Annotated in this window: 21 protein-coding genes, 1 tRNA gene and 1 pseudogene; 12 read left to right on the plus strand and 11 right to left on the minus strand. The window is 62.2% G+C overall.

All coding sequences use genetic code 11. The annotated features are described in order from the left end of the window. Positions 1 to 22: 22 nt before the first annotated feature. Positions 23 to 547 (minus strand): 3-hydroxyacyl-[acyl-carrier-protein] dehydratase FabA, encoded by a 525-nt coding sequence (fabA, locus tag HYPGJ_RS02265; RefSeq protein ID WP_013217457.1) that lies wholly within the window; start codon positions 545 to 547, stop codon positions 23 to 25. A 264-nt stretch (positions 548 to 811) separates the two neighbouring features. Here fabA and irrA point away from each other — a divergent pair, with 264 nt between their 5' ends. Then, positions 812 to 1,258 carry an iron response transcriptional regulator IrrA gene (irrA, locus tag HYPGJ_RS02270; RefSeq protein WP_046845655.1) on the plus strand — a complete coding sequence of 149 codons (447 nt, stop codon included), beginning with the start codon at positions 812 to 814 and terminating at the stop codon, positions 1,256 to 1,258. A gap of 24 nt (positions 1,259 to 1,282) precedes the next feature. Here the strand turns inward: irrA and HYPGJ_RS02275 are convergent, their stop codons facing one another. Next, complete coding sequence (locus HYPGJ_RS02275; RefSeq protein WP_046845656.1) at positions 1,283 to 1,840, minus strand: SH3 domain-containing protein; 558 nt, start codon at positions 1,838 to 1,840, stop codon at positions 1,283 to 1,285. A 213-nt stretch (positions 1,841 to 2,053) separates the two neighbouring features. Between HYPGJ_RS02275 and HYPGJ_RS02280 the strand changes: the two genes are divergently transcribed. After that, positions 2,054 to 3,052 carry a D-glycerate dehydrogenase gene (locus HYPGJ_RS02280; RefSeq protein ID WP_046845657.1) on the plus strand — a complete coding sequence of 333 codons (999 nt, stop codon included), beginning with the start codon at positions 2,054 to 2,056 and terminating at the stop codon, positions 3,050 to 3,052. Positions 3,053 to 3,091: 39 nt separating this feature from the next. Here the strand turns inward: HYPGJ_RS02280 and HYPGJ_RS02285 are convergent, their stop codons facing one another. The 4 genes and pseudogenes from HYPGJ_RS02285 to coaBC all read right to left on the minus strand — a co-directional run bounded on the left by HYPGJ_RS02285 (position 3,092) and on the right by coaBC (position 6,938). Continuing rightward, positions 3,092 to 3,928 (minus strand): HesA/MoeB/ThiF family protein, encoded by an 837-nt coding sequence (locus tag HYPGJ_RS02285; protein WP_046845658.1) that lies wholly within the window; start codon positions 3,926 to 3,928, stop codon positions 3,092 to 3,094. A 20-nt stretch (positions 3,929 to 3,948) separates the two neighbouring features. Further along, positions 3,949 to 4,950: a cysteine synthase A gene (cysK, locus tag HYPGJ_RS02290; RefSeq protein WP_046845659.1), complete on the minus strand. Its 1,002-nt coding sequence runs from the start codon at positions 4,948 to 4,950 to the stop codon at positions 3,949 to 3,951. Positions 4,951 to 5,193: 243 nt separating this feature from the next. Next, positions 5,194 to 5,661: pseudogene (gene dut, locus HYPGJ_RS02295) on the minus strand (dUTP diphosphatase); the annotation flags it as partial. Next, the gene (gene coaBC, locus HYPGJ_RS02300; protein ID WP_046845661.1) at positions 5,658 to 6,938 is read right to left on the minus strand and encodes a bifunctional phosphopantothenoylcysteine decarboxylase/phosphopantothenate--cysteine ligase CoaBC; all 1,281 of its coding nucleotides are present in this window, start codon (positions 6,936 to 6,938) and stop codon (positions 5,658 to 5,660) included. The gene coaBC and the pseudogene dut, both read right to left, overlap by 4 nt. Before the next feature lie 122 nt (positions 6,939 to 7,060). Here coaBC and HYPGJ_RS02305 point away from each other — a divergent pair, with 122 nt between their 5' ends. The 3 genes from HYPGJ_RS02305 (at position 7,061) to glpD (ending at position 11,553) form a co-directional block, all read left to right on the plus strand. Further along, entirely contained in the window at positions 7,061 to 7,606 is a 546-nt protein-coding gene (locus HYPGJ_RS02305; RefSeq protein WP_046845662.1) for a copper chaperone PCu(A)C, read from the plus strand. A 453-nt stretch (positions 7,607 to 8,059) separates the two neighbouring features. Further along, positions 8,060 to 9,988 (plus strand): sodium/substrate symporter small subunit, encoded by a 1,929-nt coding sequence (locus HYPGJ_RS02310; protein ID WP_046845663.1) that lies wholly within the window; start codon positions 8,060 to 8,062, stop codon positions 9,986 to 9,988. Between the two features lie 68 nt (positions 9,989 to 10,056). Then, positions 10,057 to 11,553, plus strand: coding sequence for a glycerol-3-phosphate dehydrogenase (gene glpD / locus HYPGJ_RS02315; protein WP_046845664.1), 1,497 nt, complete (start codon positions 10,057 to 10,059; stop codon positions 11,551 to 11,553). 16 nt (positions 11,554 to 11,569) lie between these two features. Here the strand turns inward: glpD and HYPGJ_RS02320 are convergent, their stop codons facing one another. Both HYPGJ_RS02320 and HYPGJ_RS02325 read right to left on the minus strand, forming a co-directional pair. After that, complete coding sequence (locus HYPGJ_RS02320; protein ID WP_046845665.1) at positions 11,570 to 12,091, minus strand: hypothetical protein; 522 nt, start codon at positions 12,089 to 12,091, stop codon at positions 11,570 to 11,572. 285 nt (positions 12,092 to 12,376) lie between these two features. Further along, the gene (locus tag HYPGJ_RS02325) at positions 12,377 to 13,498 is read right to left on the minus strand and encodes a HAMP domain-containing sensor histidine kinase (protein WP_244465980.1); all 1,122 of its coding nucleotides are present in this window, start codon (positions 13,496 to 13,498) and stop codon (positions 12,377 to 12,379) included. A 362-nt stretch (positions 13,499 to 13,860) separates the two neighbouring features. Between HYPGJ_RS02325 and mprF the strand changes: the two genes are divergently transcribed. Then, complete coding sequence (gene mprF, locus HYPGJ_RS02330) at positions 13,861 to 16,491, plus strand: bifunctional lysylphosphatidylglycerol flippase/synthetase MprF (RefSeq protein WP_052750762.1); 2,631 nt, start codon at positions 13,861 to 13,863, stop codon at positions 16,489 to 16,491. Next, positions 16,481 to 17,866 carry an AcvB/VirJ family lysyl-phosphatidylglycerol hydrolase gene (locus HYPGJ_RS02335; protein WP_046845667.1) on the plus strand — a complete coding sequence of 462 codons (1,386 nt, stop codon included), beginning with the start codon at positions 16,481 to 16,483 and terminating at the stop codon, positions 17,864 to 17,866. Before mprF ends, HYPGJ_RS02335 begins: the two co-directional genes overlap by 11 nt. 21 nt (positions 17,867 to 17,887) lie before the next feature. Here the strand turns inward: HYPGJ_RS02335 and HYPGJ_RS02340 are convergent. The 3 genes from HYPGJ_RS02340 to ubiG form a co-directional block, all read right to left on the minus strand. After that, positions 17,888 to 17,964: transfer RNA gene (locus HYPGJ_RS02340), tRNA-His, on the minus strand. A gap of 131 nt (positions 17,965 to 18,095) precedes the next feature. Then, positions 18,096 to 18,755, minus strand: coding sequence for a rhomboid family intramembrane serine protease (locus HYPGJ_RS02345; RefSeq protein WP_046845668.1), 660 nt, complete (start codon positions 18,753 to 18,755; stop codon positions 18,096 to 18,098). A 29-nt stretch (positions 18,756 to 18,784) separates the two neighbouring features. After that, complete coding sequence (gene ubiG / locus HYPGJ_RS02350; protein ID WP_046845669.1) at positions 18,785 to 19,564, minus strand: bifunctional 2-polyprenyl-6-hydroxyphenol methylase/3-demethylubiquinol 3-O-methyltransferase UbiG; 780 nt, start codon at positions 19,562 to 19,564, stop codon at positions 18,785 to 18,787. A 208-nt stretch (positions 19,565 to 19,772) separates the two neighbouring features. On the opposite strand from ubiG, the gene HYPGJ_RS02355 reads away from it, so the two are divergent. The 5 genes from HYPGJ_RS02355 (at position 19,773) to prmC (ending at position 26,242) form a co-directional block, all read left to right on the plus strand. Continuing rightward, positions 19,773 to 21,035: an aspartate kinase gene (locus HYPGJ_RS02355; RefSeq protein ID WP_046845670.1), complete on the plus strand. Its 1,263-nt coding sequence runs from the start codon at positions 19,773 to 19,775 to the stop codon at positions 21,033 to 21,035. A 68-nt stretch (positions 21,036 to 21,103) separates the two neighbouring features. Next, positions 21,104 to 23,398, plus strand: a complete 2,295-nt coding sequence (gene ptsP / locus HYPGJ_RS02360) for a phosphoenolpyruvate--protein phosphotransferase (RefSeq protein WP_046845671.1) — start codon at positions 21,104 to 21,106, stop codon at positions 23,396 to 23,398. Positions 23,399 to 23,485: 87 nt separating this feature from the next. Continuing rightward, complete coding sequence (locus tag HYPGJ_RS02365; RefSeq protein ID WP_013217477.1) at positions 23,486 to 24,199, plus strand: helix-turn-helix domain-containing protein; 714 nt, start codon at positions 23,486 to 23,488, stop codon at positions 24,197 to 24,199. Between the two features lie 62 nt (positions 24,200 to 24,261). After that, positions 24,262 to 25,341, plus strand: coding sequence for a peptide chain release factor 1 (gene prfA / locus HYPGJ_RS02370; RefSeq protein WP_046845672.1), 1,080 nt, complete (start codon positions 24,262 to 24,264; stop codon positions 25,339 to 25,341). Between the two features lie 13 nt (positions 25,342 to 25,354). Continuing rightward, positions 25,355 to 26,242: a peptide chain release factor N(5)-glutamine methyltransferase gene (prmC, locus tag HYPGJ_RS02375; RefSeq protein WP_052750779.1), complete on the plus strand. Its 888-nt coding sequence runs from the start codon at positions 25,355 to 25,357 to the stop codon at positions 26,240 to 26,242. Positions 26,243 to 26,412 lie beyond the last annotated feature (170 nt).

The raw sequence follows: 26,412 nt of genomic DNA on the forward strand, positions 1-26,412 counted from the left end.
TAATCGGGGCAGTGCGAAACGCTTAAGTGCCTTCGCTCGATTTGAGTAGGACCCTCAGATCCTTGGCTGTGTATATCACTTCGCCGTCGGCTTTAAGGACACCGTCGGCTTCCGCGAGCTTCAATTTACGGGCGATCACCCGCTTGATGTCGATGACATATTCGAGAAGCTTGACGTCCGGCGTCACTTCGCGCGTGAATTTGACTTCGCCGACGCCCGAGGCGCGGCCCTGGCCGCTGAGGCCGAGCCAGCCGAGAAAGAAGCCCGTAAGCTGCCAGAGGGCGTCGAGGCCGAGACAGCCAGGCATCACCGGATCGCCTTTGAAATGGCAGGCGAACAGCCAATCCAGGCGCTCGTTTCCTGCGACCTTAAGCTCGGCGACAATCTGACCTTTGCCATGCGCACCGCCAGTCTCGGAGATTGCTGCAATGCGGTCGACCATCAGCATCGGCGGCAGCGGCAGCTGAGCGTTTCCGGGACCGAAAAGCTCACCGCGTCCGCACGCCAACAGGTCTTCAAATTCGTAGCTCGAACGGCGCTCGGCCATGCAATCCCCTCGTCTCGTCCCCTGCCAGCTGAGATTTATTCTAAACAGTCTCAGGCCGGTCGTGCGGGTGCGGCTCGTATCACAACCCCGTCATAACGCCTAGCACACCCCGGTGTGGCGTTGTAACGACGAGTTTCCGCACCAAATAACGTATTGTTGTCGCAAGTTGCGGGTTTTCTAACGTCATATTATACTTCACCGCAAAAGCGCGTCGCACCGCGATGGGTGCAACGTGGGAACTTCAGAGCGATTGTTCAAACAGAAATGTCCGAGAAATTACCGGCTGAGTCCGAGATCCGACCGACAGTCACGATACCGAGCATGCTTCGGCAGGCGGGGCTGCGTCCGACGCGGCAGCGGTTGGCGCTCGGCCGCCTCCTGTTTGGCAGCGGCGACCGCCACGTAACGGCCGAGCAGCTGCACGCCGAGGTTTCGTCGCTGGGTGAACACGTGTCGCTCGCGACGGTGTACAACACGCTGCACCAGTTCAAAAAAGCGGGCTTGGTCCGGGAACTCGCGATCGAGGGTTCGAAGGCCTACTTCGACACCAACACCTCGAACCACAATCATTTCCTGCTCGAGAGCAACGGCGAGCTGATGGACATTCCCGGAGACGCGATCCGCGTCGATGGTTTGCCGCAGCCGCCTGAAGGCATGAAGATCACGCACGTCGACGTGGTCGTTCGGCTCGCGAGGGAAGAAGGCCGCTAAGCGGCTAAAGGGCGGACCGGTCGATCATTTGATCGTTTCGCCTTCGTATGCGCCCCAGAGTTTTTTCTGCTCGATGTAGCCGGTGTAGGCGTCGACCGTGACGCGGCACCAGCGTCCGTCGCACGTGCGCAGGTCAGCGATCACGCCCGCCTCAACGTTGACGACGATGTGCGAGCGTTCGCTGTCGCTGGCGTGGATCGGCACCAGTGGCGGCTTCGTGCTCGCCTTGCGCTCCCACGGAAGCACTAGCGCCGTCCTGCGGCCCGACAGAAACGACTGAAGCACCCATCCCGTCGCGCCCTCGGAATCGCGGACCTTGCGCCAGCTCTCGAACTCCTGGACGATTTCCAGCGGCAGACCGGCGCGGCGATAGACCCAGCCGGTCGGATAATCCGTCCCAGGGCCGTTCCTTAGATTAACGCGATCCGATTTCAGGCTGACGAACCGGGGCACGGGAAGGCCGCTGCCGGACGGCCCGGAAGACTCGGCCGGCTGGGCGCGCAGAGCCGTCGGCGCGGCGGCCGCAGCGATTACCGCGGCACAGACAAGGGCTGGCGCGAATGTCCGTTTTTTACGGTCCATGGACGCGTGTTTTGATCGAGATCGTAGTGATGCGGTCATCTGAAGCGTTTCACGTGCTTCTAATTGATGATGGGTTCAGGGATAAAATGCCGTCGCACTTAATGAATCAGCACTTTGTCTTCGCGAAGGCCATCTGATAGACACGGGGCCGCACTTTCTCAAGCGGGCGCGCCATTGGGCCCAATCGGTCGGCCTTTGTGCAACGGAAAGCGAATGCCAACTCCCACAAAAAAACCTGTCGTCATCGTAACGCGCAAGCTTCCCGACGTGGTCGAGACGCGCATGTGCGAGTTGTTCGATACGAAGCTGAACGTCGAAGACAAGCCGATGACGCAAGCGCAGCTTGTCGAGGCGGTGAAAACGGCGGACGTTCTTGTGCCGACCGTGACGGATCGCATCGATCGCGCGGTGCTGACGCAAGCGGGGCCGCGACTGCGGCTGATCGCGAACTTCGGTACGGGTGTCGACAACGTCGATCTCGATACGGCGCGCAATCGCAGCATTCTGGTCACGAACACGCCCGGCGTTCTGACCGAAGACACCGCCGACATGACGATGGCGCTGATCCTCGCCGTTCCGCGTAGGCTTGCCGAAGGCGCGGCCTATATGCGCGATCCGGCAACGAAATGGTCGGGCTGGTCGCCGACGTGGATGCTCGGGCATCGCATCTACGGCAAGCGTCTCGGCATCATCGGCATGGGACGCATCGGTCGCGCGGTGGCGCGGCGGGCGCAGGCGTTCGGGCTGCAGATCCACTATCACAATCGGCGCCGTCTGCCGGAAGACATCGAGTCGGAGTTCGAGGCGACGTTCTGGGAAAGCCTCGACCAGATGCTGACGCGTGTCGACATCGTGTCGATCAACTGTCCGCACACGCCTGCGACGTATCACCTGCTGTCGGCGCGGCGGCTGCGGCTGCTCAAGCCTTCGGCCTACGTCGTCAACACGGCGCGCGGTGAGGTGATCGACGAGAACGAGCTGGCGCGGCTTCTCGAAACCGGCGCGATCGCCGGCGCAGGCCTCGACGTGTTCGAGAACGAACCGGTCGTCAATCCGCGCCTGCTGGCCTCGGAACGTGTCGTGGCCTTGCCGCATATGAGCTCGGCGACGATCGAAGGCCGTATCGACATGGGCGAGAAGGTCATCATCAACATCAAGGCGTTCGCCGACGGTCATGCGCCGCCGGACCGCGTCCACGTCGCGATGCTCTGACGGGCGAACTGCTTCGAAATTGAGCGATGGCTGGCGCCGCTATTCGGCGGCGCAGGCGCTGCCGTCCGCCGATCCGTGGATCGAGAGATCGGTGATCGTCGGCGTCTGCCCGGATAGCGGATTGTCTGGATCCCACGAGATCGACACGACCTCGAAGCGGCTCGCGAGCACGTCGCAGATCAGGAGCCGGCCTGCGAGGCTTTCGCCGATACCGATGATCTCTTTGACGATCTCGGCTGCCTGCAGCGTGCCGATCACGCCTGCGACGGGCCCGAGCACGCCGGCTTCGGCGCAATTGGCGACCAAACCAGCAGGCGGGGCTTCCGGAAACAGGCAGCGCAGTGTCGGGTAGGGCGTGCCGTCAGCGGTTTTTTCGTATGGCTTGAAGAGGGAGACGTAGCCGTCGAAGGCACCGAGCGTCGCATAGGCGAGCGGGCGTTTCGCCAGGTAGCAGGCATCCGACACCAGGTAGCGGGTCGCGAAATTATCGGAGCCGTCGGCAACGATGTCGTAGCGCGCGATGATCTCGAGTGCGTTGCGCGCGTTCAGGCGTTCGGCGTGAACTTCGACATTCACCAGAGGATTGAGCCGGCGAATGGTTTCGCGGGCGCTCTCGACCTTGAGGCGTCCCGTGTCGTCCGTATCGTGAGCAATCTGTCGTTGGAGATTATCGAGCGAAACGCGATCGTCGTCGACGATGCCGATCGTTCCGACGCCTGCCGCCGCGAGATACATGAGAACGGGTGAGCCGAGCCCTCCCGCTCCGACGACGAGAACGCGCGCCGCCTTGAGTTTCTGTTGGCCGGGCGCGCCGACGTCGCGCAGCACGAGGTGGCGCTTGTAGCGTTGCACCTCCTCGGCCGTCAGCGTCGTCATTCGTCGTGCCTTCTTGGATATCAGCTGCGCGGCTGCGGTTCGACGAACAGCTCGCTCGAGAAGTAACGCTCGGCCGACGACGGCGCGAACGTCACGATCGTCTTACCGGCGTATTCAGGCCTCTGCGCGACCGAAATCGCGGCTGCGACGTTGGCCCCGGTCGAAATGCCGCCCGGAATGCCTTCGACCTTCGCGACCGTGCGCGAAACCTCGAACGCGGTGTCGCTCGCGACGGTGACGACTTCGTCGATGAGGCCGGTATCGAGGTTGTCGGGAATGAAGCCTGCGCCGATGCCCTGAATCTTGTGCGGGCCCTTGGGCTGGCCGGAGATGACGGCGCTCGTCGTCGGTTCGACGGCGATGATCTTGAGGCCAGGAATGCGTTTCTTGAGGACGCGGCCCGTGCCGGTCAACGTGCCGCCGGTGCCGACGCCGACCACCAACGCGTCGAACTTGCCGTTCGTGTCGTTGTAGATTTCTTCGGCGGTCGTCTTCTCGTGCACGAGCGGATTCGCGGGATTGCTGAACTGACCGGGAATGACAGCGTCCGGTATCGACTTCGCGAGTTCGTCGGCTTTTGCCAATGCGGCCGGCATGCCGCCCGGTCCAGGCGTCAGTTCGAGTTCCGCACCGAGATGCGAGAGAATTTTGCGACGCTCGAGCGACATCGTTTCCGGCATCACGAGGATGAGGCGATAGCCGCGTGCAGCTGCGACGAACGCCAGACCGATGCCGGTGTTGCCCGAGGTCGGCTCGATCAGAGTTGTTTTGCCGGGCTTGATGCGTCCTTCAGCCTCGAGAACATCGATCATCGCGACGCCGATTCGATCCTTCACCGACGAAAGCGGATTGAAGAACTCGAGCTTCAGGAGAATGTCGGCTTTGAGATTTGCCGATGCTTTGATTTTCGAAAGCCGAACGAGCGGCGTGTTACCGATCGTCTGGTCGATGCTGTCATAGACGCGTCCGCGGCCCCATGTGCCCGTGGCCGCGATTGTTTTGATATCAAGCGTCTGTGTCATGTGGTTCTCTTGGTCAGCGTTGGGTGCGGAAGCGCGATGTCGAATGCCGCGCTTTTCTCGCAGTTTCAGAGATTATCCTCAAGTCCTTCGCGACGCTAATAAGCATTTAATAAGCATAGCTTTTTTTCGTATTTAGCGGCTTCGTACGCTCTTTTTCAATTGGGATTTTGATTTCTGGTTGTTTCTCGTTTTTGCAACCGGTTTTTGTTTTTTCTTCTGTGCAGAGGATGCACTTGTTGCCGAGCCCGTCGAGCCGAAACCGCCGACACCGCGCTTCGTTCCGGAAAGGACCGCGACTTCAACAAGCGCGGCACGGATAATCGGCGCAACGATCATCTGCGCGATCCGCTCGCCACGATTGATCGTGAACGGCTTTTTGCCGTGGTTGATCAAGATGACCGAGACTTCGCCCCGATAGTCGGAATCGATCGTGCCGGGGCTGTTCAGAACCGTTACGCCGAACTTCGCTGCGAGTCCGGAACGCGGCCGGACCTGCGCTTCGGTTCCTGGCGGCAGCTCGACAATCAATCCGGTTGGGATCAGCGCGCTGTCACCGGGAGAAAGCGTGACCGGATTCCCGGCGGGAACGGCGGCGACGAGATCGAAACCCGCGGCTTCCGCCGTTTGATAGGCGGGCAACGGAAGATCCGTGGCGTGATCGAGCCGCCGGACGTTGACCTTTATGTTGTTTTGCTCGGGACGCCGGATCATTCTGCGGCGTCTCGCTTCAACGTCGCGAGATGTGCGGCCGCGCGAGTCACAATTCTGGTTGCGACCTCGGCCTTGCTCATTTCGGGCCAGCTTTCCACGCCCGCGCTCGTCAAAAGATGGATGGCGTTGCGTTCGCCACCCATGACGCCAATTGGCGACGAGACATCGTTTGCGACGATCCAATCGGCGCCTTTCGATTTCAACTTCTTTTTCGCGTGCGCGACGACATCGTTGGTCTCGGCGGCGAATCCCACGACCAGTGGCGGGCGTCCCTTTCGCAATTGAGCGATCGTTTTCAGAATGTCGGGATTTTCGGTGAGCGTCAGTTCCGGCGGCGCGTCGGACGTGGACTTTTTGATTTTCGATTTATTCGGTGTGGCAACGCGCCAGTCGGCAACGGCGGCGGCGAATATTGCGATGTCGGCCGGTAGCGCGTGCTTCACCGCGGCGAGCATTTCTTCTGCCGTCGATACGCGCACGATGCGGACGCCTGCCGGTTCGGCGATTGAGACCGGACCCGAGACAAGCGTCACGTCGGCGCCGAGCCGTGCGGCTGCGGCGGCAAGCTCGTGACCCTGCTTTCCCGAGGAGCGATTGGCGATGTAGCGCACCGGGTCGATCGGCTCATGCGTCGGGCCGCTCGTGACAATTACACGACATCCGGCGAGAGGCTTATCGTCAGACGCGGACGAAAACCGGTTTTCAATCGCAGCGAGTAAATCCGGAACTTCGACGAGGCGGCCTGGCCCGGCTTCGCCGCGCTCGGCCATCTCTCCGATTGCCGGTCCGACGAAATCAATCCCGTCGCGTTTGAGCTGTTCGACGTTGCGGCGCGTCGCCGGGTTCAGCCACATGCGCGGATTCATCGCCGGGGCGACAAGCACGGGCTTGTCGGTCGCGAGTAGAATAGCGGTGGCGAGATCGTCGGCGTGTCCGACTGCCATCCTCGCAATCAGGTCCGCCGTAGCGGGCGCAACGACGATCAGGTCCGTGTCGCGCGACAGGCGGATGTGCCCGATCTCGCGTTCATCATCGAGATCGAAAAGATCGGTGAAGACACGCTCGTTGGTGAGGGCTGCGACCGACAACGGCGTGACGAATTGCTGGGCAGCTTTCGTCATCACGACGCGAACGTGATGGCCGCGCTCGCGCAAACGCCGGATGAGATCCAGGCATTTGTAGGCTGCGATGCCGCCGCCAATGATGAGAAGAATGCGCTTCGCCGATGACAAATCCGTAAGATCCGATCTCGCTTCAAGAAGCCTCGACGTTATCATATTCCCCGTCGCCGGAAGTTAAGCCAGTTGAGGCCGCAACCGAAAAATGCGGGTAGTGCGCATGGCCGATCGGCTGCGCCTGGCCTATATCCCTCGCAGGTATTCGTTTTGGAGGCGTCGTCATGCGCATGAAATTTCTGCTTTTGAGCTTAATGGCGTTGTTGCCGGCGACGGCTTTCGCCCAGGACGCCACCAGCAAAGGCGTCACCGTCGCGAACGCCTGGGCGCGTGCGACGCCGGGCGGCGCAACGGTTGGAGCAGTTTTTCTCGAGATACGGACGGACAAAGCGACCTCGGACCGGCTAACCGGCATCGCGTCTCCTGCGGCCGGCAGGACCGAAATTCATTCAAGCTCGATGGAAGGCGGCGTCATGAAAATGCGTCGCCTCGATACGATCGATCTGAAGCCAGGGACGACGCTCGTTTTGAAGCCGATGGGCGATCACATCATGCTTTTCGATCTGAAGCAGCCGTTGAAGGACGGCGATAAGGTCGATTTGACTCTGAACTTTGAAAAAGCGGGCGCTATTGCCGTCAAAGCCGGCGTCGCGGGTATTGCTGCAATGGGTCCAAAGGGGGCTCAGACCAATTCCCAAGGCAAAAAGGACTCTATGTCGCACGATGGGACGATGTCCCATGATCAAATGCATGGCGAAATGCACCATTAGAGGCATTTTCCGTGATCTGACGTTCTGCGGCTGAGGCGAATTTTTTATGTCGCGCGGTCACTTGACGCAGAGAGGATGATGGTACATGGTGCGCCCACCTTCGACGGCCGGACCGGTCGAAGGCTCCAATAAAAAAGAATAAAGGTCCAAGTCTAGGGACGAAACTATTGGGGTGGTGCGCTTAGCGCTCCGCCCCAATTCAATTTTGCAGCTATGCAATTCGGTCCAATTCAATTTCGCCTGCTGCGATGACGAAAATAATGACTCGCGCGGCAGGGTGGCTGCGAGGTCACCGGATCGAGCAACGGGCGCGATCTGTAAGACAAAGCTGCGTCACTCATCACTCCTCGCCATATTTCCGTGTCCCAATTCGGCCTGATCTGCCTTGATCGGGGCGTCTTTCTCGCGGCAATACGCGGATCATTGGGTTACGATCGGGGCAGAGGGGAGCAAATGCGCCGACAAGGGGACATCACGGATGCCAGCCGGCCGTCGCGCAGCCTCATCATTGCAGGCGTCGCGATCTGGCTGGTCGTGACGCTGGCGTTGCCGCTTTCGGCGTTGACGCTCAACTTCTTCCGTCTTGGCGGCTCGCCGCTCGGCTTTTGGATTGCCGCGCAGGGCTCGTTGATCGCGCTCGTCCTTCTTGCGTTCTTTTACGCGTGGCGCGCCGGAGGCGTTGCGCCTGCGGAACGTCTTTGGCCGAGTTTCGCGTTCGCAGGCGAGGCGACCGGCGCTGCGGCGATCATCGGCTTCACAGGTTTCATTGCGGCGATCGGATACGACGCGCTGGCGCTGCCGCTTGGTCTCGTATCCGGATTGACGTTGCTCGCCATCCTCGTCGCTCCGCGATTTGTCCTCTACCCGGTGCGATCGATCGGCGGATTTTTCGCCATTCGCTACGGCGGGAATTTCGCGCGCCGTCTAGCGTTGCTGATCACCGCGGCGGCGACAGTCGTTCTGCTGGCTGCGGATTTGAAAGCCGGCGCCTACGCGATGCAAAGCCTGGCGCGGATTGAATCGGCTGAGGCCGTGACGATCCTGGTCGTCAGCGTAGCGGCCGTCTGGCTGGTCGGTAGCGTGCTGAATGTCCGGACGCTTGCCGGCATCAGTTTCGCGGCGATGGTCATCGGCGTGCTCGTTACGCTTGCCGCGATCGCAGCGCGCGCGCGAGGTTGGACCATCCCGCATCTGACGCTCGGCGCCGCGCTCGAGAACCACCTCAGCCTCAACATGACGCTGGTCGTCAACCGCCTCGCCGATGTCGACGCGCTGACGGCGCTGGCTTCGCCGTTCCTGCAGCTTTCGATGCGCAATTTCGCGGGGCTTCTGCTTGCTGTTGCGTTCGGCGTGGTCGCCGCTCCGCATCTGCTCGGACGGCACATTTCGCAAGCCGCCGTGGCACCGGGCGGGGCTGTGCGCCGGACCGCTTGGGCGCTGGTCGGCGTTACCGTCGTCGTCGTCAGCTTGCCGCCGCTTGCGGTTTACAGCCGCGTCGCATTCGAGACCGTGCTTTCCAAAGGCATCGAAGACGCCGTCATCCCGAAGAAATTCGCCGAGGCGAGCGATCTCGGGTGGGTGAAAATCTGCGATAAGAATTCGCGCAACGTCGCAGAGCTTGCGACAGCGTGCGCCAACGCGCCGGAGCAGCGCGGGTTTTTGAGATTGCAGGATCTCGTGTTTTCGACGGACGGATTTGTCGTTGCCGCGCCGTACATGGCGGCGGTTGAACGCGCGTTGCAGTATCCCTTGCTGATCGCCGTGGTGATCGCGACCTTGCTGATGGGGAACGCGCTTCTCGCGAGCCTCGTCGATGCCGATGCGGAAGTGCGGAAAGGCGGTGCGCCGGGGCAAGGGGAATTGGATTTTCGTTCAGCAACGCTCGGGGCAAGCGTGCTCGCCGGTGGATCGATCATCGCCAGCGTTTCGACGCTTGGCAGCGGCCTGCTGTTCGCGGAAGGGTTCGCGCTCATCGCCGCAGGTCTGTTCGTGCCGATCGTGCTCGGCCTTTATTGGCGGCATATGAATTCCGCAGGCGCCATCGCGGCGATGGCGGTGGGCACGTTGATCGCGCTCGGTTACATGCTCGGCGTGCACGTCTGGCCGGTTGAGTTCTATCGAATATCGGGTTTGTTTTCGGATGCCGGTGAGGAAGCGGCGCAGCAGTTCAGCGATCTGGATGCGGCTTTCAGCGCCGCGGTCAATCCGCAGGCGCGCGCTGCCGCGTGGAGCGCGCTTCGCGATTACGCGGCGACGGTCGCCAACTGGGGCGGGTTGAAGCCTGCCGCGATCGTGCTGATCACGGTGCCGGTCAGCCTGCTCGTGTCGATTGCGGTCAGTCTTCTGTTTCGCAATCGAAAGTCTGTGCAGCCTGCAGGCTGACCTTTCGGGTCGTGCGGCGAGTCATCTAAGCTCATGTTTGGACGGACGATGCGGAGCGGCGGCAACGGATGTCGAACGAGATCTTCGATCTTGTCGTGATCGGCGGCGGTATCAATGGCGCGGGCATTGCAGCCGACGGTGCGATGCGCGGACTGCGCGTGATGCTGGCAGAAGCCGACGATCTTGCCGGTGCGACATCGTCGGCGAGTTCGAAGCTCATTCATGGCGGCCTTCGGTATCTCGAACACTACGAGTTCCGTCTTGTTCGTGAAGCGCTGGCGGAGCGCGAGGTTTTGCTTGCGAAGGCTCCGCATATCATCCGGCCGATGCGTTTCGTTCTGCCCCATGTTGATGGAATGCGGTCGCGCGCGCTCATTCGAGCCGGGCTGTTTCTTTACGATCATCTTGCGGCGCGCCGAACCTTGGGCGGCTCGCACGCGATCGATCTCGGCACCGACCCGGCGGGCGTGCCGCTGGCATCACATTTGAAGCACGCGTTCAGCTATTGGGATTGCGCCGTCGATGATGCGCGGCTCGTCGTTCTCAATGCCATCGCCGCGCGCGAGGCGGGTGCGCGGATCGTGACGCGGACGCCGGTTCGCGCGCTTCGCGTCGAAAACGGACTTTGGATCGTGTCGCTCGGGGACGGGTCTCGCGCCGTTGCGGCGCGCGCAGTCGTCAATGCGGCGGGTCCGTGGGTCGCCGATGTCGCGCGTCTCGGGACATCATCCGGTGCGCGATCCGCTGACGTGCGGCTGGTTAGAGGTAGTCACATCGTCGTTCCGCGCATTGCCGGAGCGAACGATGCATACACGCTGCAAAACTCCGATGGCCGCGTCGTGTTCGTGCTGCCGTTCGAATCCGACTTCACGCTGATCGGTACGACGGAGCAGCCGCAGGGCCGTGATCCACGTTCCGTGAGCGTGTCCAGCGACGAGGAGAGCTATCTTCTCACGGCTGTAAACCGGTATCTCCGCGTTCCAATAAAACCTGAGCAGATTGTGTGGACGTTTGCCGGGGTTCGCCCGCTCGATGACGACGGAAGCGACAATGTTTCTGCAATCACGCGAGATTACCGCCTCGATCTTCAATCAGAGGGAACACCGCCGATCCTGAATGTGATCGGCGGCAAGATCACGACCTATCGCAGGCTCGCGGAGGCGGCGCTCGATCTTCTCGCCCAACACTTTCCGGCGGCACGGCCCGGCTCGACCAGAAATGCGCCGCTGCCCGGCGGCGATTTCGAGGGGCGCACGTTCGATGCGTGGTTCGACGATTTCGCGCGCCGCCATGCCGGTTTCGAGAGGCGCACGCTGATGCGGCTAGCGCGCCGCTATGGCGCCCGAACGGAGCGCGTCATCGACGGCGCAACGTCGGAACGCGATCTTGGTCAGGATTTCGGTGCAGGTCTCTGTGCGCGCGAGATTATCTATCTCAAATCCGAGGAGTGGGCGGACGCGGCTGAGGATATTCTCTGGCGGCGGACCAAGACGGGTCTGCACATTGCTCCGGAGGCGCGTGCGAGCGCCGCCGATGCCATTCAAGGTTACGTCGATAAGCTGTAAGCGTCGTGCGCTTCGACTACATCAAGCGGCGGCGCTGGGCGCGGAGAGCGCATGTCGCCGGGCAGACGGATTCGGGGCACAGCAGCTGGTTGGCTTTGCTCAGCGCTGCAGCGAGGGCCTGAGCGCCGTTGAGCGTGTCGCCGATGTCGTCCGAGCCGATCAACGCCGCTGCCGACGCCGTCAACGCCTGGCGCTCATCGTGCTGGCACGCCGCGATGATCGAAATGGCCAGGCATTCGTCACGGCAGAAGCCGCGGCAGCCGGACGGCGAGATCTCGATATCGCGCTGGGCGTTGGCTTTGACGGCGCGGACGAACTTGGAGAGATCGAGCAGCAGAGCTTTCGCGTGCTCAGGGCCAAGGATGCCGGAGAAGGAATTCCAAGCGTCTTCCCAGCATTTGATGTCGCCGGTCGAAAGGCCCGCGAGCCAGCATCGAAATCCGACGCCGACGAGACGCTCAGGCGCTTTTGCCGGAAGCGGAACGACTTTCGCGGAAGGGGTGGAGGTGGTTCTGGCGTTCGCTGAAGGACTAGCCACGGGCGGAGACCTCCGTCGGCTGAACCAATCTCGAAGGACGATGATTTGCGCGAGAGACCGCGCAGGAATCTGGGCTCATTTTCCGCTCCAATATGCGGGGTTCAAGGCCCCGGTATCGGTTGGCGCCAACGCTGGCGCGCGATGCCGCTACGGCACCGTAAACTTGTGCTAACCTGATCATATCGGGCAGGTCAACCGTTAGCGAACGACGCGCATAACATTAGAATTTTTATAATTTTCAAGTAGGTACGATCGGGAAGATCTGGCCAATCCGGCAAGCGTTTTTCAGCCCGGCCACTGGGCAAATCCGGCGAACGTGAGCCGCGCCAGCGTGCCCCGGTCGGAGCCGTCCTCGATTTCGAATTCGGCACTCATTTCGCTTGCGAGGCGATGGACGAGAGGCAGGCCGATGCCGCTGCCGCTCAGCCAAGGTTGTTTGTTCGCGTCCTGATCCGATGCGCTGGCCGCGACCGCGCTGCCGCCGATCCCGCAGCCGGTATCGCGCACCGCGAGGAACATGCGGCCGTCGTCACGGCAGCCGGTTTCGACCTGGACGGCGCCGCCGGGTGGCGTGAACTTGATGGCGTTGGTCAGCAGGTTGAGCAGGATCTGACGCAGCGACGTCGGATTGGCGACAACGTGCGGACGGCTTTTTTCAGCGCGAAAGGTCAGAGCCAGGTTGCGCGATTGCGCGAGAGCTTGAACGCTGGAGACGGTACGCTCGACAATCGCATTGAGGTCGAGCGCGATGAGGCGCGGCGGCGCGGTTCCCTGGCGGCGGCTTTCCGAGAGCAGCGACGTGATGACGTCGAGGGCGTGCGTCGCGTTTTCGTGGATGTCGGCGGCGTAGTTCAGGTAGCGGGCGTTGCCCATCGCGCCCAATCGCTCGTCGCGCATCACTTCGGCTGCGGCGGCGATGGCCGTCAGGGGCGTTTTCAGCTCGTGCGCGAGCTTCGCGAGTTGGTCGGGATCGAGCAGCGACGCCGTGGCGGCTGCCCGGGCCGCGAGCGAGTCGGGAGGGGCCATCGACGCCGTTTCGGCGTCTGCCTCATCGAGCACGTGGAGGACGAACAATCCCGACCGGTCGGCAGTCTGGCGTGTCACCGTGCAGCGGAGCGCCTTCAGCCGGCCGTTGCTCCAGAAGGTCAACGTTTCGACCGATTTGCTATTGGCCTTGCCGAGTGCCGCGATCTCGCGCAGCCGCGCAAGGGCTGGCGTCGAGGCATCGAGCGCGATGGGAAATGCGGCGTAGGCGAACAACCCAATGGCGCGCGTGCCGGCGGTATCCGCGGTCACGATTTCGGCGCGTTCGGGGTCGACAACGATGACGCCGGAATCGTTTGCGACGGCGAGCGAAGGCTCGCTGTCGCGCAGATGCTGGACTGAGGGCGTAAGCGCAGCCGTCATAGCGGAAATCTTCAGACCCCGAGTGCTACTCAAGCACTTTACCCAATGCATGTAAGCGATTTGCCGGCCGCAGTTATATGGAATTCGCGTATTTTCCACCATTGTCCTACGCGCCGATACCCCCCACTGACGAAGCTACCGCCGAGTGCGCGACATTTGCTCCGTTCGAGGGTGGGGCCAGCGGACGACCGCGTCCGCGCCGCTCGCAATCGCGCGGGGAGACGGGTCCGCAGCCTGCGTCGAGGTGTTCGGTGCGCGCGCAAATTTTATCAACCTGAAGCGGCTGCTTTTTCACTCTGGGAGTAGTAGTAGGGCGAGCTTTGCCGCGAGGGGCGCAAGGCTCGCGGGTTCGGGAGTCCAGGTTGCAGACGGCGCGCCAGAAACATGATGAGGAAAAGATCGGCGGCCACCGTGGGATCTGGGATCGCGTCGACTGGTCATTCGTTGGGGCGATCGTCGCGCTTGCGGCGTTCTCGTATGCCGCGTCCGTTCTCTACAAGACGCTCGAAAGCATCTCGTGGGACCAGGTTCGTCACACGATCGTTACGTTTCCGCTGTCGCGTCTGGCTCTCGCAGGGCTTGCGACGGCTGCGTCTTATCTCGCTCTCGTTGGATATGATCTCATCGCATTGCGATTGGTCGGAGCGCGCCGCGTTCCGCTGCGAACAACCGCCATCACCTCGTTCATCAGCCATGCCGTGACGTTCACGTTCGGCTTTGGGGTTCTGACCGGCGGCGCCGTCCGCATGCGCCTTTATCGGCCGTGGAAGGTTTCGACCGATCAGGTTCTGGCCGTTGTCCTGCTTTGCGCGTTGAGCTTCTGGGCGGGGCTTGCCGCCATCGCCGGCATCTGCCTTGCCGTCGATCCGGAACTGGTCGCGGCGCTGGTTGGACTGGATGCAGCGGCGTGTCGAATTCTCGGGTTTGCCATTCTGACGGCGCTGGCGCTGTGGCTGGCTATTTCGGCGCGCAAAAGAACCGTCATCGCCGTCCGCGACTGGCAGCTGCCATTGCCGGGAGCAGGCACGACGCTTGCCGCGATCTTCGTCGGGATGGCGGATGTCGCGGCCGCGGCCGTCGCGCTGTGGGTGCTGTTGCCGCACGACGTCGCCGTTACGCTGCCGGGGTTTCTGGTCGTGTTTTCGCTCGCGATCGTTGTCGGGGTGCTCAGCCATGTGCCGGGCGGTTTCGGCGTCTTCGATGCAATCGTGCTGCTCGGCATCGCCAAGGGTGCGCCGTCGCCGGAACTCGTCAGCTCCCTGGTGCTGTTCCGCCTCATCTATTACTTCGTGCCGGTGACGATCGCAGCGATGATGCTCGTTGCCTACGAAGTGCGCGCCCGCTTGCGCGTCGCGCATGAGGACAGCAGCCAGACTGCGGCGCTGTTCGATCCGATCATTCCACCGCTTGCGGCGGTCGCGACGTTTTTCGGCGGACTGGTTCTGCTTGTCGCGGGTACGCTGCCGGCGGAGCGTATCGCGGTCGTTCGAAATTTCATTCCGCTACCGTTCGTCGAAGCGTCGCATTTCATCGCTAGTCTCGTCGGGACGATCCTGCTCGTCGTGGCGAACGGCCTGGCGCACAGGTTGCGCTCGGCCTGGCAACTGGCGCTGCTCCTGCTCGGCGGCGGCGCGATCTTCTCGGTGACGAAAGGATTGAATTTCGGCGAAGCCTTAATTTGTCTCGCAGCGGCCGGATTGCTTATCGTCGGACGGCGGGAATTCTATCGCCAGGGCGGCGTGTTCGCGGGACGCCCGTCGGCGTCGTCGCTGCTTGCCGTCGCGGTTGCCGTCAGTGCGTCGGCTTTCATCGGCCTCGCGATCTATCGCGGCATTCCCTACGACAACTCGCTGTGGTGGGAATTCGCGTATCATCAGGACGCGTCGCGGTTCCTGCGCGCCACGCTCGGTGCGGCGACCATCGTCATCGTTATCGCCGCCTATCAGCTGATGCACAGGGTTGCGCCCGAGCGACGCCACGTTTCACCGTCCGAGATGCAGGAGGTCGAGGCGATCGTCGGCGCGTCGACGCAGATCACGTCGGAGCTGGCGCTCATCGGCGACAAGCGATTTCTGTTTTCTCAAAGCGGCGACGGCTTCGTGATGTACGACGTGCGCGGCTCGACGTGGGTCGCGATGGGCGATCCGATCGCGAACGGAAGCGCGGATCTCACCGACCTCGTTTGGCGGTTCAAGGAGAATGCGGACGAGCGCCGCGGTTCGCCGGTTTTCTATCAGGTCGCGGCCGACAATCTGCCGGTCTATCTCGACGCGGGTTTCTCGCTGATCAAGCTCGGTGAGGATGCCTGGGTCGATCTCGAAGCCTTCACGCTCGACGGTAAAGTCGGGCGGCGGCTCAGGCAGACGAAGTCACGCGTAGAGCGCAGCAACGTGTCGTTCGAAATCGTTAAAGCCGAGAATGTCGCGAAATATTTTCCGGCTTTGAAGCGCGTGTCGGACGCGTGGCTGCAGGTGCATGGGCGTCGCGAGAAGGGGTTTTCGCTCGGCTTCTGGAACGAAGATTATCTCAGCCGGCACGATATCGCGGTCGTTCGACACGAGGATCGCATCGTCGCGTTCGCGAATATTTTGCGCAAGCCCGCTTCGGCGACGGCGTCGCTCGATCTGATGCGGCATGTGCCGGATGCGCCCGAGAGCGTCATGGATTATCTGGTCGTGATGCTGCTCGAGCAAATGAAGTCCGAGGGCTACAAATGGTTCAACCTCGGCATGGCGCCGTTGTCTGGTCTCCCCGAGCATCGACTTGCGTCGCGCTGGGCGAGGCTCGCCGGGCTGTTCTTCCGTTACGGCGATCGGCTCTACAACTTCGAGGGCGTGCGCATTTTCAAGAGCAAGTTCAAACCGGAATGGCGGCCGAAATATCTCGCCTACGAGCACGGTCTGCGTCTGCCGCAAACCTTGCTCGATATCGCGGGATTGATCAGCTCAAGTCCGCAGCGTGTGGTCGCGGAGCGCCAGCGACATGACGCCTAGCGTTCGGCTCAAGGGCATTCTCGGCATGTCCGCATTTGCTGCGATCTTGGGTGCACTGGCGGTGCTGACTGCGAACGTCGCCATGGCGGCGACGACTGTGACGCAGCCGCGCTTCGGAAGCGTCGAAGTCGTCACGCCGAAGGCGCCCGGCTCCGCGTTCGTGATTTTGCTCAGCGATCCGAATGATTCTTCGTCCGCTGCTCGCGAGATCGCGACGGAGATTGCCGATCGCGGCGCTGCCGTGGCGGTCATCGATGCGGCTGCGATGCGGTCCATTCTGCAAGCCTCCGACAGCGCCAAAGCGTGCATCGACCTGTTCGGCGATCTGGAAAGTCTGGCGCGCATGGCCGAGCGACAGATCGGCATGGCGACCTGGCAACAGCCGGTTCTGCTTGGCATCGGCGATGGCGGTGCGGTGGCCTATCTCGGACTGGCGCAGGCGCCGTCGAACACGCTTGCGGGTGCGGTGAGCTTCGGGTTCTCACCAACGCTCGCTTCGGCGAAACCCTTTTGCGATGTGACGTCGTCGGCGGGCGAAGGTGCCCAGACGTTCACCTATCAGCCTGCGCAATTGGCGGGGCGTTGGATCGCCATCACCGCAAACGCCGGTGAGCCAAGCCTCAAGCCGTTTCTCGATGCGCACCCAGGCTCGCAGGCGATTGCTGCGCCTGCCGGCGACAAAGCGGGACGCGATGCCGCGATCAAGGCCGTCTTCGAAGTTGCGGCGACGACGGGGGCGGCGCTCAGCGATCTGCCGCTCGTGGAGCTTCCCGCGAAGCATCCAAGGGTTCTCGTGGTCTTTTTCTCAGGGGACGGCGGCTGGCGCGACATCGACAAGCAACTCGGCGAACTGCTGTCCAAGGATGGTGTCGCGGTGATCGGCGTTGATGCGCTGCGCTACTTCTGGAGCAAGAAAGATCCGCAGACGATTGCTGCCGACATCCACCGCATCATCGCTCACTACGGACCCGCTTGGGGTGTGAAATCCTTCGCCCTCGCGGGATATTCCTTCGGGGCGGGCATCATTCCGCTGACGTGGCCGAAGCTTGCGCCGGCGACGCAAGACCAGATCAAGCTGATCGCGATGCTCGGGCTGGAGCCTGTCGCGCGGCTGCAGATGTCGATGGCGGGTTGGCTGGGTTTGAGTTCTTCCGCCGACATTCCGCTTGGGGCTTATCTGGCGCAACTGCCGAAGGCGCGCGTCATGTGCGTCTATAGCGTCGAGGAGCAGAAGGACAACAATACCGGGTGCACGCTGGCGGAGCTCGACGGGGCGACGCGCATCAGCCGGACGGGCGGTCACCACTTCGGCGGCGATTACGATGATATCGCGCGGATCATTCTCGAGCGGCTCAACGCGGCGGGCGAGAAGTGACGGCGGGCTTGCAAAGGTGGATGGTACCGCCTCCCAGAGTTGAACCGGGGACCTCTAGATCCACAATCTAGCGCTCTAACCAACTGAGCTAAGGCGGCACAGGCTTTGTTTACAAAGCAATAAATCGAGGATGGCGCCGCCGTCCATGATTTTCGGACCGGCGCTCCCCGATTTCAGAGCCCTGCTATCACCACAGCTGCCCCAAAGGGTCAAGGGCCGAATGGGCTTGTCAGATGGTTCGCGACGGGCCGCCGCGCCCGCCGAGTAGGAACGCCAACACAAGCCCTGCGACGAAGCCGCCGACGTGCGCCATGTAGGCGACGCCACCGACGTCGGCGGTCTCGTCGGTTGTGGCGATGGTGCCGACGCTGCTGAAAAGCTGCAGCACGATCCAGAAGCCGATGACGGCGATCGCCGGAAGCGAAACGATCTGGCGAATGACGAAAACGTCGACGCGCGCGTGCGGGAACAGCAGAATATAGGCGCCGAGGACGCCTGCTATGGCGCCTGAAGCTCCGACGTTCGGAATGCTCGAGCCGCTGTTGACGTAATACTGGGCGAACGTCGCAGCGATGCCGCAGGCGAGATAAAACGCGAGGAAGCGGACGTGGCCGAAGCGATCCTCAATGTTGTCGCCGAAGATGTAGAGGTACAGCATGTTGCCGATGAGATGCATCCAGCCGCCGTGCATGAACATGGCGGTCAGGAGCGTCGGCAGGTTGCCGGCGGGATCGTCGTTGAAGCGGCTTGGGATGAACGACCAGTCCTGAATGAACTGATCTCCGGCATTCAGCTCCAGGAGAAAGACGAGCACGTTGATCGCGATCAGGCCGTAGGTGACGACCGGCGTGGTCCTCAGCGCACTGTCGTCGTCGCCGATCGGAAACATGCGCCTCCCCCTTCGATTTGCGCCGCCGTTCAGGCGGCCAACGGCTTTTTCACGGACATCAAATAATTCACATCCGTGTCGGGATTACGAGCCCAGACATCCCGTAGCGGCGTGTAGGTGATGCCTTCAAACTGGGGATCGGTAAGACCGGCCGTCTCGGCGTAGCGCCGCAGCTCGTCGGTGGTCACGAACCGGTCCCACTGATGTGTGCCGCGCGGCAGCCAGCCCAGAACGTACTCGGCGCCGACGATCGCCAACGCCCATGCCTTCAACGTGCGGTTCAACGTCGAGAAAACGGCGAGCCCGCCGGGACGGACGAGGGTCGCGCATTCGGAAATGAACTTCTCAGGATCGGGAACGTGCTCGACGACCTCGAGACAGGCGACGATGTCGAAGGTGCGGCCTTCGGCGACGAGGTCTTCGACGCGGACGGGACGATAGTCGATCGCGAGGCCCTGCGCGTCGGCGTGGCTTTTGGCGATGGCGATGTTGCGCTCCGAGGGATCGATCGCGGTGACCGTCGCGCCCATTCGCGTCAGCGGCTCGGCGACGAGGCCGCCGCCGCAGCCGATGTCGAGCGCCGTCAGACCGGAGAGCGGTTTCAGAATTTTCGCATCGCGACCGAAATGGGCGACGGCCTGGTCGCGAATGAATGAGAGCCGCGGCGGTCCGATCTGATGCAGGGGGCGGAATTTTCCGTTCGGGTCCCACCATTCGGAAGCGATCTCGGAAAAGCGCCGCACTTCCTCGGGATCGAGGTTCGCGCTTCCAGGGGTCGGATCGTCGTGCTGGCGGGATGCGGCGGTCATTTTGGGCTCCGGTTTGCGGCTAGTCGCCAGCGGCGCGGCGAACTTGTCAAGCGCGGCACGATCCCGCTCGTCTTTGGGATGGCCGCTGAGCAGTTGCCCGGGGGCTCGCGAGCCGCTAAGAAGCCGGGACTCAATCCAGAAATTAAGGCTTCACAGGTCCTATCTGGGCCCGTCCGAGCCTATAGCAAGTGCAGGACAGACACTCAGGATGGCGACCGTTGTGATGAAATTCGGCGGCACCTCGGTCGCCAACATCGAGCGCATCCAGAACGTGGCGCGGCACGTCAAGCGCGAGGTCGATGCCGGCAACAAGGTCGCCGTGGTCGTCTCGGCGATGTCGGGCGTCACGAACCAGCTTGTCGCCTGGGTCAAGGAAGTTTCGCCGCTCTACGACGCGCGCGAATATGACTCCGTCGTCGCGACCGGCGAGCAGGTGACGGCAGGCCTTCTGGCCTTGGCGCTGCAAGCCATGGGTCTCAAGGCGCGCTCCTGGACCGGATGGCAGGTGCCGATCAAAACCGACACGGCTCATGGTGCAGCGCGCATCATCGATATTCCGGGCGCCGATCTCAAACGGCAGATCGACAGCGGAGAGGTTGCGGTCATCACCGGCTTCCAGGGCATCGAAGCGGATGCCAATCGCGTGGCGACGCTCGGCCGCGGCGGCTCGGATACGAGTGCGGTTGCGATCGCGGTCGCGCTCGAAGCGGACGTCTGCGATATCTATACCGACGTCGACGGCGTCTATACGACCGATCCGCGGATTGTGCCGAAGGCGCGGCGGCTCGCCAAGGTTTCCTATGAAGAGATGCTGGAAATGGCATCGCTCGGCTCGAAGGTGCTGCAAACGCGCTCCGTCGAGCTGGCTATGGTCTACAAGGTGAAGACGCGCGTTCTGTCGAGCTTCGTCGCGCCGGACGCGATGCAGCCCTACAGACCCGACAACGTCGAGAATATCGGAACTATCGTTTGCGACGAGGATGAGATCGTGGAACAGCAGGTCGTGAGCGGCATCGCCTATGCCAAAGACGAGGCCAAGGTGACGCTTCTGAAGGTCGACGATAAGCCGGGCGTCGCGGCGCGCATCTTCGGGCCGTTGTCGGATGCGAGCATCAACGTCGACATGATCGTTCAGAATGTCACGCCGGACGGCAAGCACACCGACATGACGTTCACCGTGCAGGCTTCGGAGTTGCCGCGCACGCTCGATGTTCTGAAAAAGGCTAAAGCCGACATCGGCCACTTCGACGTCAAAAGCTCGGCGGACGTCGTGAAAATCTCGGTGATCGGTGTCGGCATGCGCAGTCACGCGGGCGTTGCGGCGCAGATGTTCAAAACTCTTGCCGAAAAAGGCATCAACATCCACGCCATCTCGACATCCGAGATAAAAATCAGTGTATTGATCGATGCTGTCTATGCCGAGCTTGCCGTGCGCACGCTGCACACGGTCTACGGTCTCGACAGCGACTGAGCGCGGATTCTTTCGGCCGCGCTGTTCTTAGCCCCTGATGGACCGTCCGGGCGGGCGGTACGAAGAGCATGATCGCGCGGCCCAACGATCCAAGACCGCTTCCGAGCGAAACCTCGCTCCGGGTGATTATGCGCGGCTTGCGCGAGATCATGTCCGAAGGCGGCGAGGGCCAGGACAAGCTCGACCGCATCGTGCGCCAGATCGCGGGCGTCATGGTCGCCGATGTGTGCTCCATCTATCTCAAGCGTCAGGATGGCTCGCTGGAGTTGTTCGCGACCGAGGGGCTTAACCCGTCGGCCGTTCACAAGACGCGGATGAAGCGCGGGGAAGGACTCGTCGGTCGCTGCTCCGAGCTTGGCGTGACGGTCAACGAACCCGAGGCTTCGAGCCATCCGGCGTTTTCCTACCGTCCCGAGACGAGCGAAGAAATCTATCACTCGCTGCTAGCGGTTCCGATCTCGCGTTCGGGCCAGGTGCTCGGCGTGCTCGTCATCCAGAACCGGATGTCGAAGGAATATTCCGACGAGGACGTCGAGGTGCTGCAGGCGACGGCGATGGTCGTCGCCGAAAACCTCGTCTCAGGCGCGGTCGCAGGTACGGGCGCGGCGCTCGAAGGCTCGCTGTCGCAGCCGATGGCGATCGAGGGCGAACCGCTGTCGGAGGGGATCGCGCTCGGGCACGTGGTGCTGCACGAGCCGCGCATCGTCGTCACGCATTTGCTGTCTGACAATCCGGTCGCCGAAATGGACCGGCTCGACACGGCGCTCACCAAGCTGCAGGTGAACATCGACGAGATGTTCGAGCATGACCACCTCTCGGCGGTCGGTGAGCATCGCGATGTGCTCGAAGCCTATCGCATGTTCGCGCACGACAAGGGCTGGCACCGTCGCTTGCGCGAAGCGGTCGAGGGCGGGTTGACGGCGGAAGCAGCCGTCGAGCGCGTGCAGAACGCCATGCGCACGCGCATGCTGAAGCAGCACGACAGCTACTGGAAGGAGCGGCAACGCGATCTCGATGATCTTTCCGATCGCCTGCTGCGCGTGCTCGCGGGGCGGCTCAAGAGTTCGGAAGATGGCAGCGGCCTGCCGTCTGAGGTCATCCTTGTCGCCCGCACGATGGGCCCCGCCGAACTGCTCGATTACGATCGCAGCCGCCTTCGCGGCCTGATCGTCGAGGATGGATCGAGCCAAAGCCATGTCGCAGTCGTCGCCAAGGCGCTGGGCATCGCCGCGATCGGACAAGCAGCCGGGATCGTCGATCGCGTTGCTGCCGGCGACGCTGCGATCATCGACGCGGTCGCGGGCGAAGTGCATCTGCGGCCGACGAACGAGGTGATTGCCGCCTATTCCGACAAGGTGCGGTTCCGGGCGCGCAAGCAGAAGCGGTACCAGTCGCTGCGCGGTCGTCCGGCAGTGACGAAGGACGGCATTCGCATTTCGCTGCTCATGAACGCCGGGCTGCTCGTCGACATGTCGCATCTGACGGAGTCGGGCGCCGACGGCGTCGGGCTCTACCGGACCGAATTGCAGTTCATGCTGTCGGACTCCTTTCCGAGGCTCGACCGGCAGACGCAGCTTTATCGCTCGGTGATCGAGGAAGCGCAGGGCAAGACGGTCGTGTTCCGGTCGCTCGATATTGGCGGCGACAAGGTGCTGCCGTATCTCCGCCAGCCGAAGGAAGAGAACCCGGCTCTAGGATGGCGCGCGATCCGCATGTCGCTCGACCGGCCGGAGCTTTTCCGCCTGCAGATGCGTGCGCTTCTGAAGGCTGCCGCCGGACGCGAACTCAGGGTCATGATCCCGATGGTGTCGGCGTCCTATGAGCTTGGCGCGATCCGGGCCTTGATCGAAAAAGAAAAGACGTTCCTGACGACGCATGGGCATCAGCTTCCGAGCAACATCCTTGTCGGCGCGATGTTCGAAGTGCCGGCGCTGCTGTTCGATCTCGACGCGTTTCTGTCGCGGGTCGATTTCGTGTCGATCGGCTCGAACGACCTGATGCAGTTCATGTTCGCTGCGGACCGCACCAATGCGCGCGTCGCAAGCCGGTTCGACGTGCTGACGGCTGCGCCTCTTCGTGCGCTGCGGATGCTGATCAAGGCTGCGAAGAAGCACAAGGTGCCGCTGACACTTTGCGGCGAGATGGCGGGCAGTCCGCTCGAAGCCATGTCGCTCATCGCGCTCGGGCTGCGCTCGCTGTCGATGGCGCCTGCTTCGATCGGTCCGATCAAGACGATGATCCTGTCGCTCGATGCGGAAAAAGCGACGACTTACGTCGAAGAACTTCTCAAAGGGGATGCCAAAGACATCCGCATGTCCTTGCAGCAGTTTGCCGAAAACGAAGGCGTCGCCATCGACGGCTGATGTGCTTCAAAAGCCTTTGACAAAAATACTTTTTTAACCAACATTGGGGTGAGGGTTGAGGGACCGGTGCGTAGTGCCGGATTGTGTATGCGTCGAGGCGTTGGGCGGAACGTTTCGGTCGGCGGCCGTGTGCGGGTGGAGCGCACGGCGCGCGATCGCAGCGAGTTCTCAAATCAAGTACAAGTTTCGCATGACCGTGAGCTGATCGCACGGTTCTTCATGGATTTGCGCCGCGCTTTGCGGCTGACGCTGCCGCAGGCCGCGCATTATCTCAAAGTGCACACCGGCGTTCTCGAAGCGCTGGAAACCGGACAGGTCGAATACCTGCCGCCGTGGCCGCAAACGGTTCAGATCGTCATGGGCTACACGTCGATGGCGGGCGTCGATGGGCGCCCCGTTTTGAACGCCATCGGCAATCTCATCATGACGCTTCAGCCGTCGCCGGACGAGCCCGAAGAGCACGTGGACGACGAGCACGAGCCGCAGGCGCGGCATTTCTTCCGGGCCGGATCGGCGATCGCGAGCGGTGCCCGCAGGCTGCCCAAGGACGCCATTCACCAAATCCGCGAACGGCCGCAGCGCGCGCTTTATGCCCTGTCGCTGCCGCTGTTCATCCTGCTGTTTTTCAACGCCTCGATCCTGCAGGTCGTTGCGCAGCCGTTCAGCTCGGCCGTCGGTCATGTCAGCGTTTATTTTCAAGAGCATTTTGCGCCGGTTCAGGACGGTTTGCGCTGGATCGACGTGAATGATCCCCGGTTGCGCCGGACCGACAAATTGCGGATCGCAGGCGGTTCGTATTAGATGCGCCCGAGAGCGCCGCGGTCGTCTGATCGCGGCCCACACGGACTGCATCATCGGACATCATGACTTCATTGCCGCGCGATAAACTCGACCGCCTTTTCGAGCGCTGGATGGCGATCCAGGACGAGCTCAATCATGGCGTGTCGCAAGCTCAGTACGTCAAGCTGACGAAGGAATTCGCGGAGCTGTCACCGGCTGCCGCGCAAATCGAGGCGTTGCGCAAGGCCGAAGCCGAAAGCGCCGATCTCGAGCAGCTGCTTCGCGATCCTTCGGCCGACAAGGACATGGCCGATCTCGCCTATGCGGAGCGCGCAGCTCTCGCAGAGCGCATCGGCGGCCTCGAGCAGCAATTGCGCATCGCGCTTCTGCCGAAGGACGCTGCGGACGAGAAAAGCGCAATTCTCGAAGTGCGAGCCGGAACGGGCGGCGACGAAGCGGCACTGTTCGCGGCGGATCTCTTTCGCATGTATTCGCGCTATGCCGACCTCAGAGGCTGGAAGGTCGAGGTCATCTCGGCATCGGAAAACGATCTCGGCGGCTACAAGGAGATCGTGGCTTCGATTACGGGCGAGGGCGTGTTCGCGCGGCTCAAGTTTGAATCGGGCGTGCACCGCGTGCAGCGCGTTCCGGCGACGGAAGCGAGTGGGCGCATTCATACCTCCGCCGCGACGGTCGCGGTTCTACCCGAGGCCGAGGACGTCGAGATCGACATCAAGCCGGACGATATCCGTATCGATACGATGCGGGCGGGCGGCGCCGGTGGCCAGCATGTCAACAAGACGGAAAGCGCGGTGCGCATCACGCATCTGCCGACGGGAATCGTCGTCGTATCAGCGGAAAAATCGCAGCATCAGAACCGCCGCCTGGCGATGAACGTGCTCAAGGCGCGCGTGTATGAGCTTGAACGCGAGAAGGCGGCGACGGAGCGTTCGGATGCCCGCAAGTCGCAGGTCGGCTCCGGCGATCGCTCGCAGCGGATCAGGACGTATAACTTTCCGCAAGGGCGCGTCACCGATCATCGCATCAACCTCACGCTCTACAATCTCGATGAGGTCATGACCGGTAACGGGCTCGATGCGCTGGTCGATGCGCTCATCACCGATCATCAGGCGACGATGCTGGCTGAACTCAACGCCGCATGACGGGCCGACGATCGTGACCGCGCAAACGCATCAGGGCTTCGGACGCGATCAGACGATCGGCGATGCGTTGGCTGAAATGGTGCGCGCGTTCGCAGCCGGAGGTATCGAGTCCGCGCCGCGAGATGCGCGCTTATTGCTGCAGGGTTTGCTCGGTATCGACGGCACGGCGCTGCTGACCCGGCCGGAACAGCCGCTTGGCGACAAGGCTGCGTTGATCGGCGATGCCGTGCGTCGAAGGCTGGCGCATGAACCTGTGACGCGCATCCTCGGCGTGCGCGAATTCTATGGCCGCGAATTCGTCGTCACGCCGGACGTGCTCGATCCCCGGCCAGATACGGAGACGGTCGTCGAGCTTGCGTTGGAAATCGTTCGCGCGAACGGGCTCACGTCGGCCCCGCTTCAGATCGCGGACATCGGGACGGGTTCCGGCATCCTGATCGCGACGCTGCTTCTCGAATTGCCGAATGCACGCGGCGTCGCAACGGACGTCAGCACGGCGGCGCTTGCCGTTGCGGAACGGAATGCAAAGCGTTTCGGGCTTGCCGATCGAACCACCTTCGTTGCGACACACGGTCTCGATGGCTGCGCTGGGCCTTTCGATCTGATCGTCTCGAACCCACCCTACATTCCAGAGGGCGACATTCCGGGTTTGGAGCCCGAAGTCCGAGACTACGATCCCCAGCTTGCTTTGGATGGCGGAGCGGACGGCATGGACGTGTATCGCGAGATCGCGAAAGTTGCCCGCAATCCGCTTCGGCCCATGCGCCTCGTGCTGGAGGTCGGAGCCGGTCAAGCCTCTGACGTAACTGATATTTTTAGCGCGGCTGGGTGGAGGCCATTGGGACGGCAAAAGGATCTCGGGGGCCACGATCGCGCTGTGGCCATGGAGATACATCCTTAAGGGCTTCAATGATTTCTATTTGCGGAATTGCGTTTCCGGAGTAAGATCACTACCGACGAGTTTGATCGGATGTGCCTGGATCAGGCGACTGCCGCGAATGCGGTACAAGAAGCCGGCCGTCCTATCTCAGATCATCAGCGCAAATTTCGCGGACGTAAGTGTCCGCTGAA

Source organism: Hyphomicrobium sp. GJ21 (assembly GCF_001006785.1).
Lineage (GTDB): Bacteria > Pseudomonadota > Alphaproteobacteria > Rhizobiales > Hyphomicrobiaceae > Hyphomicrobium_B.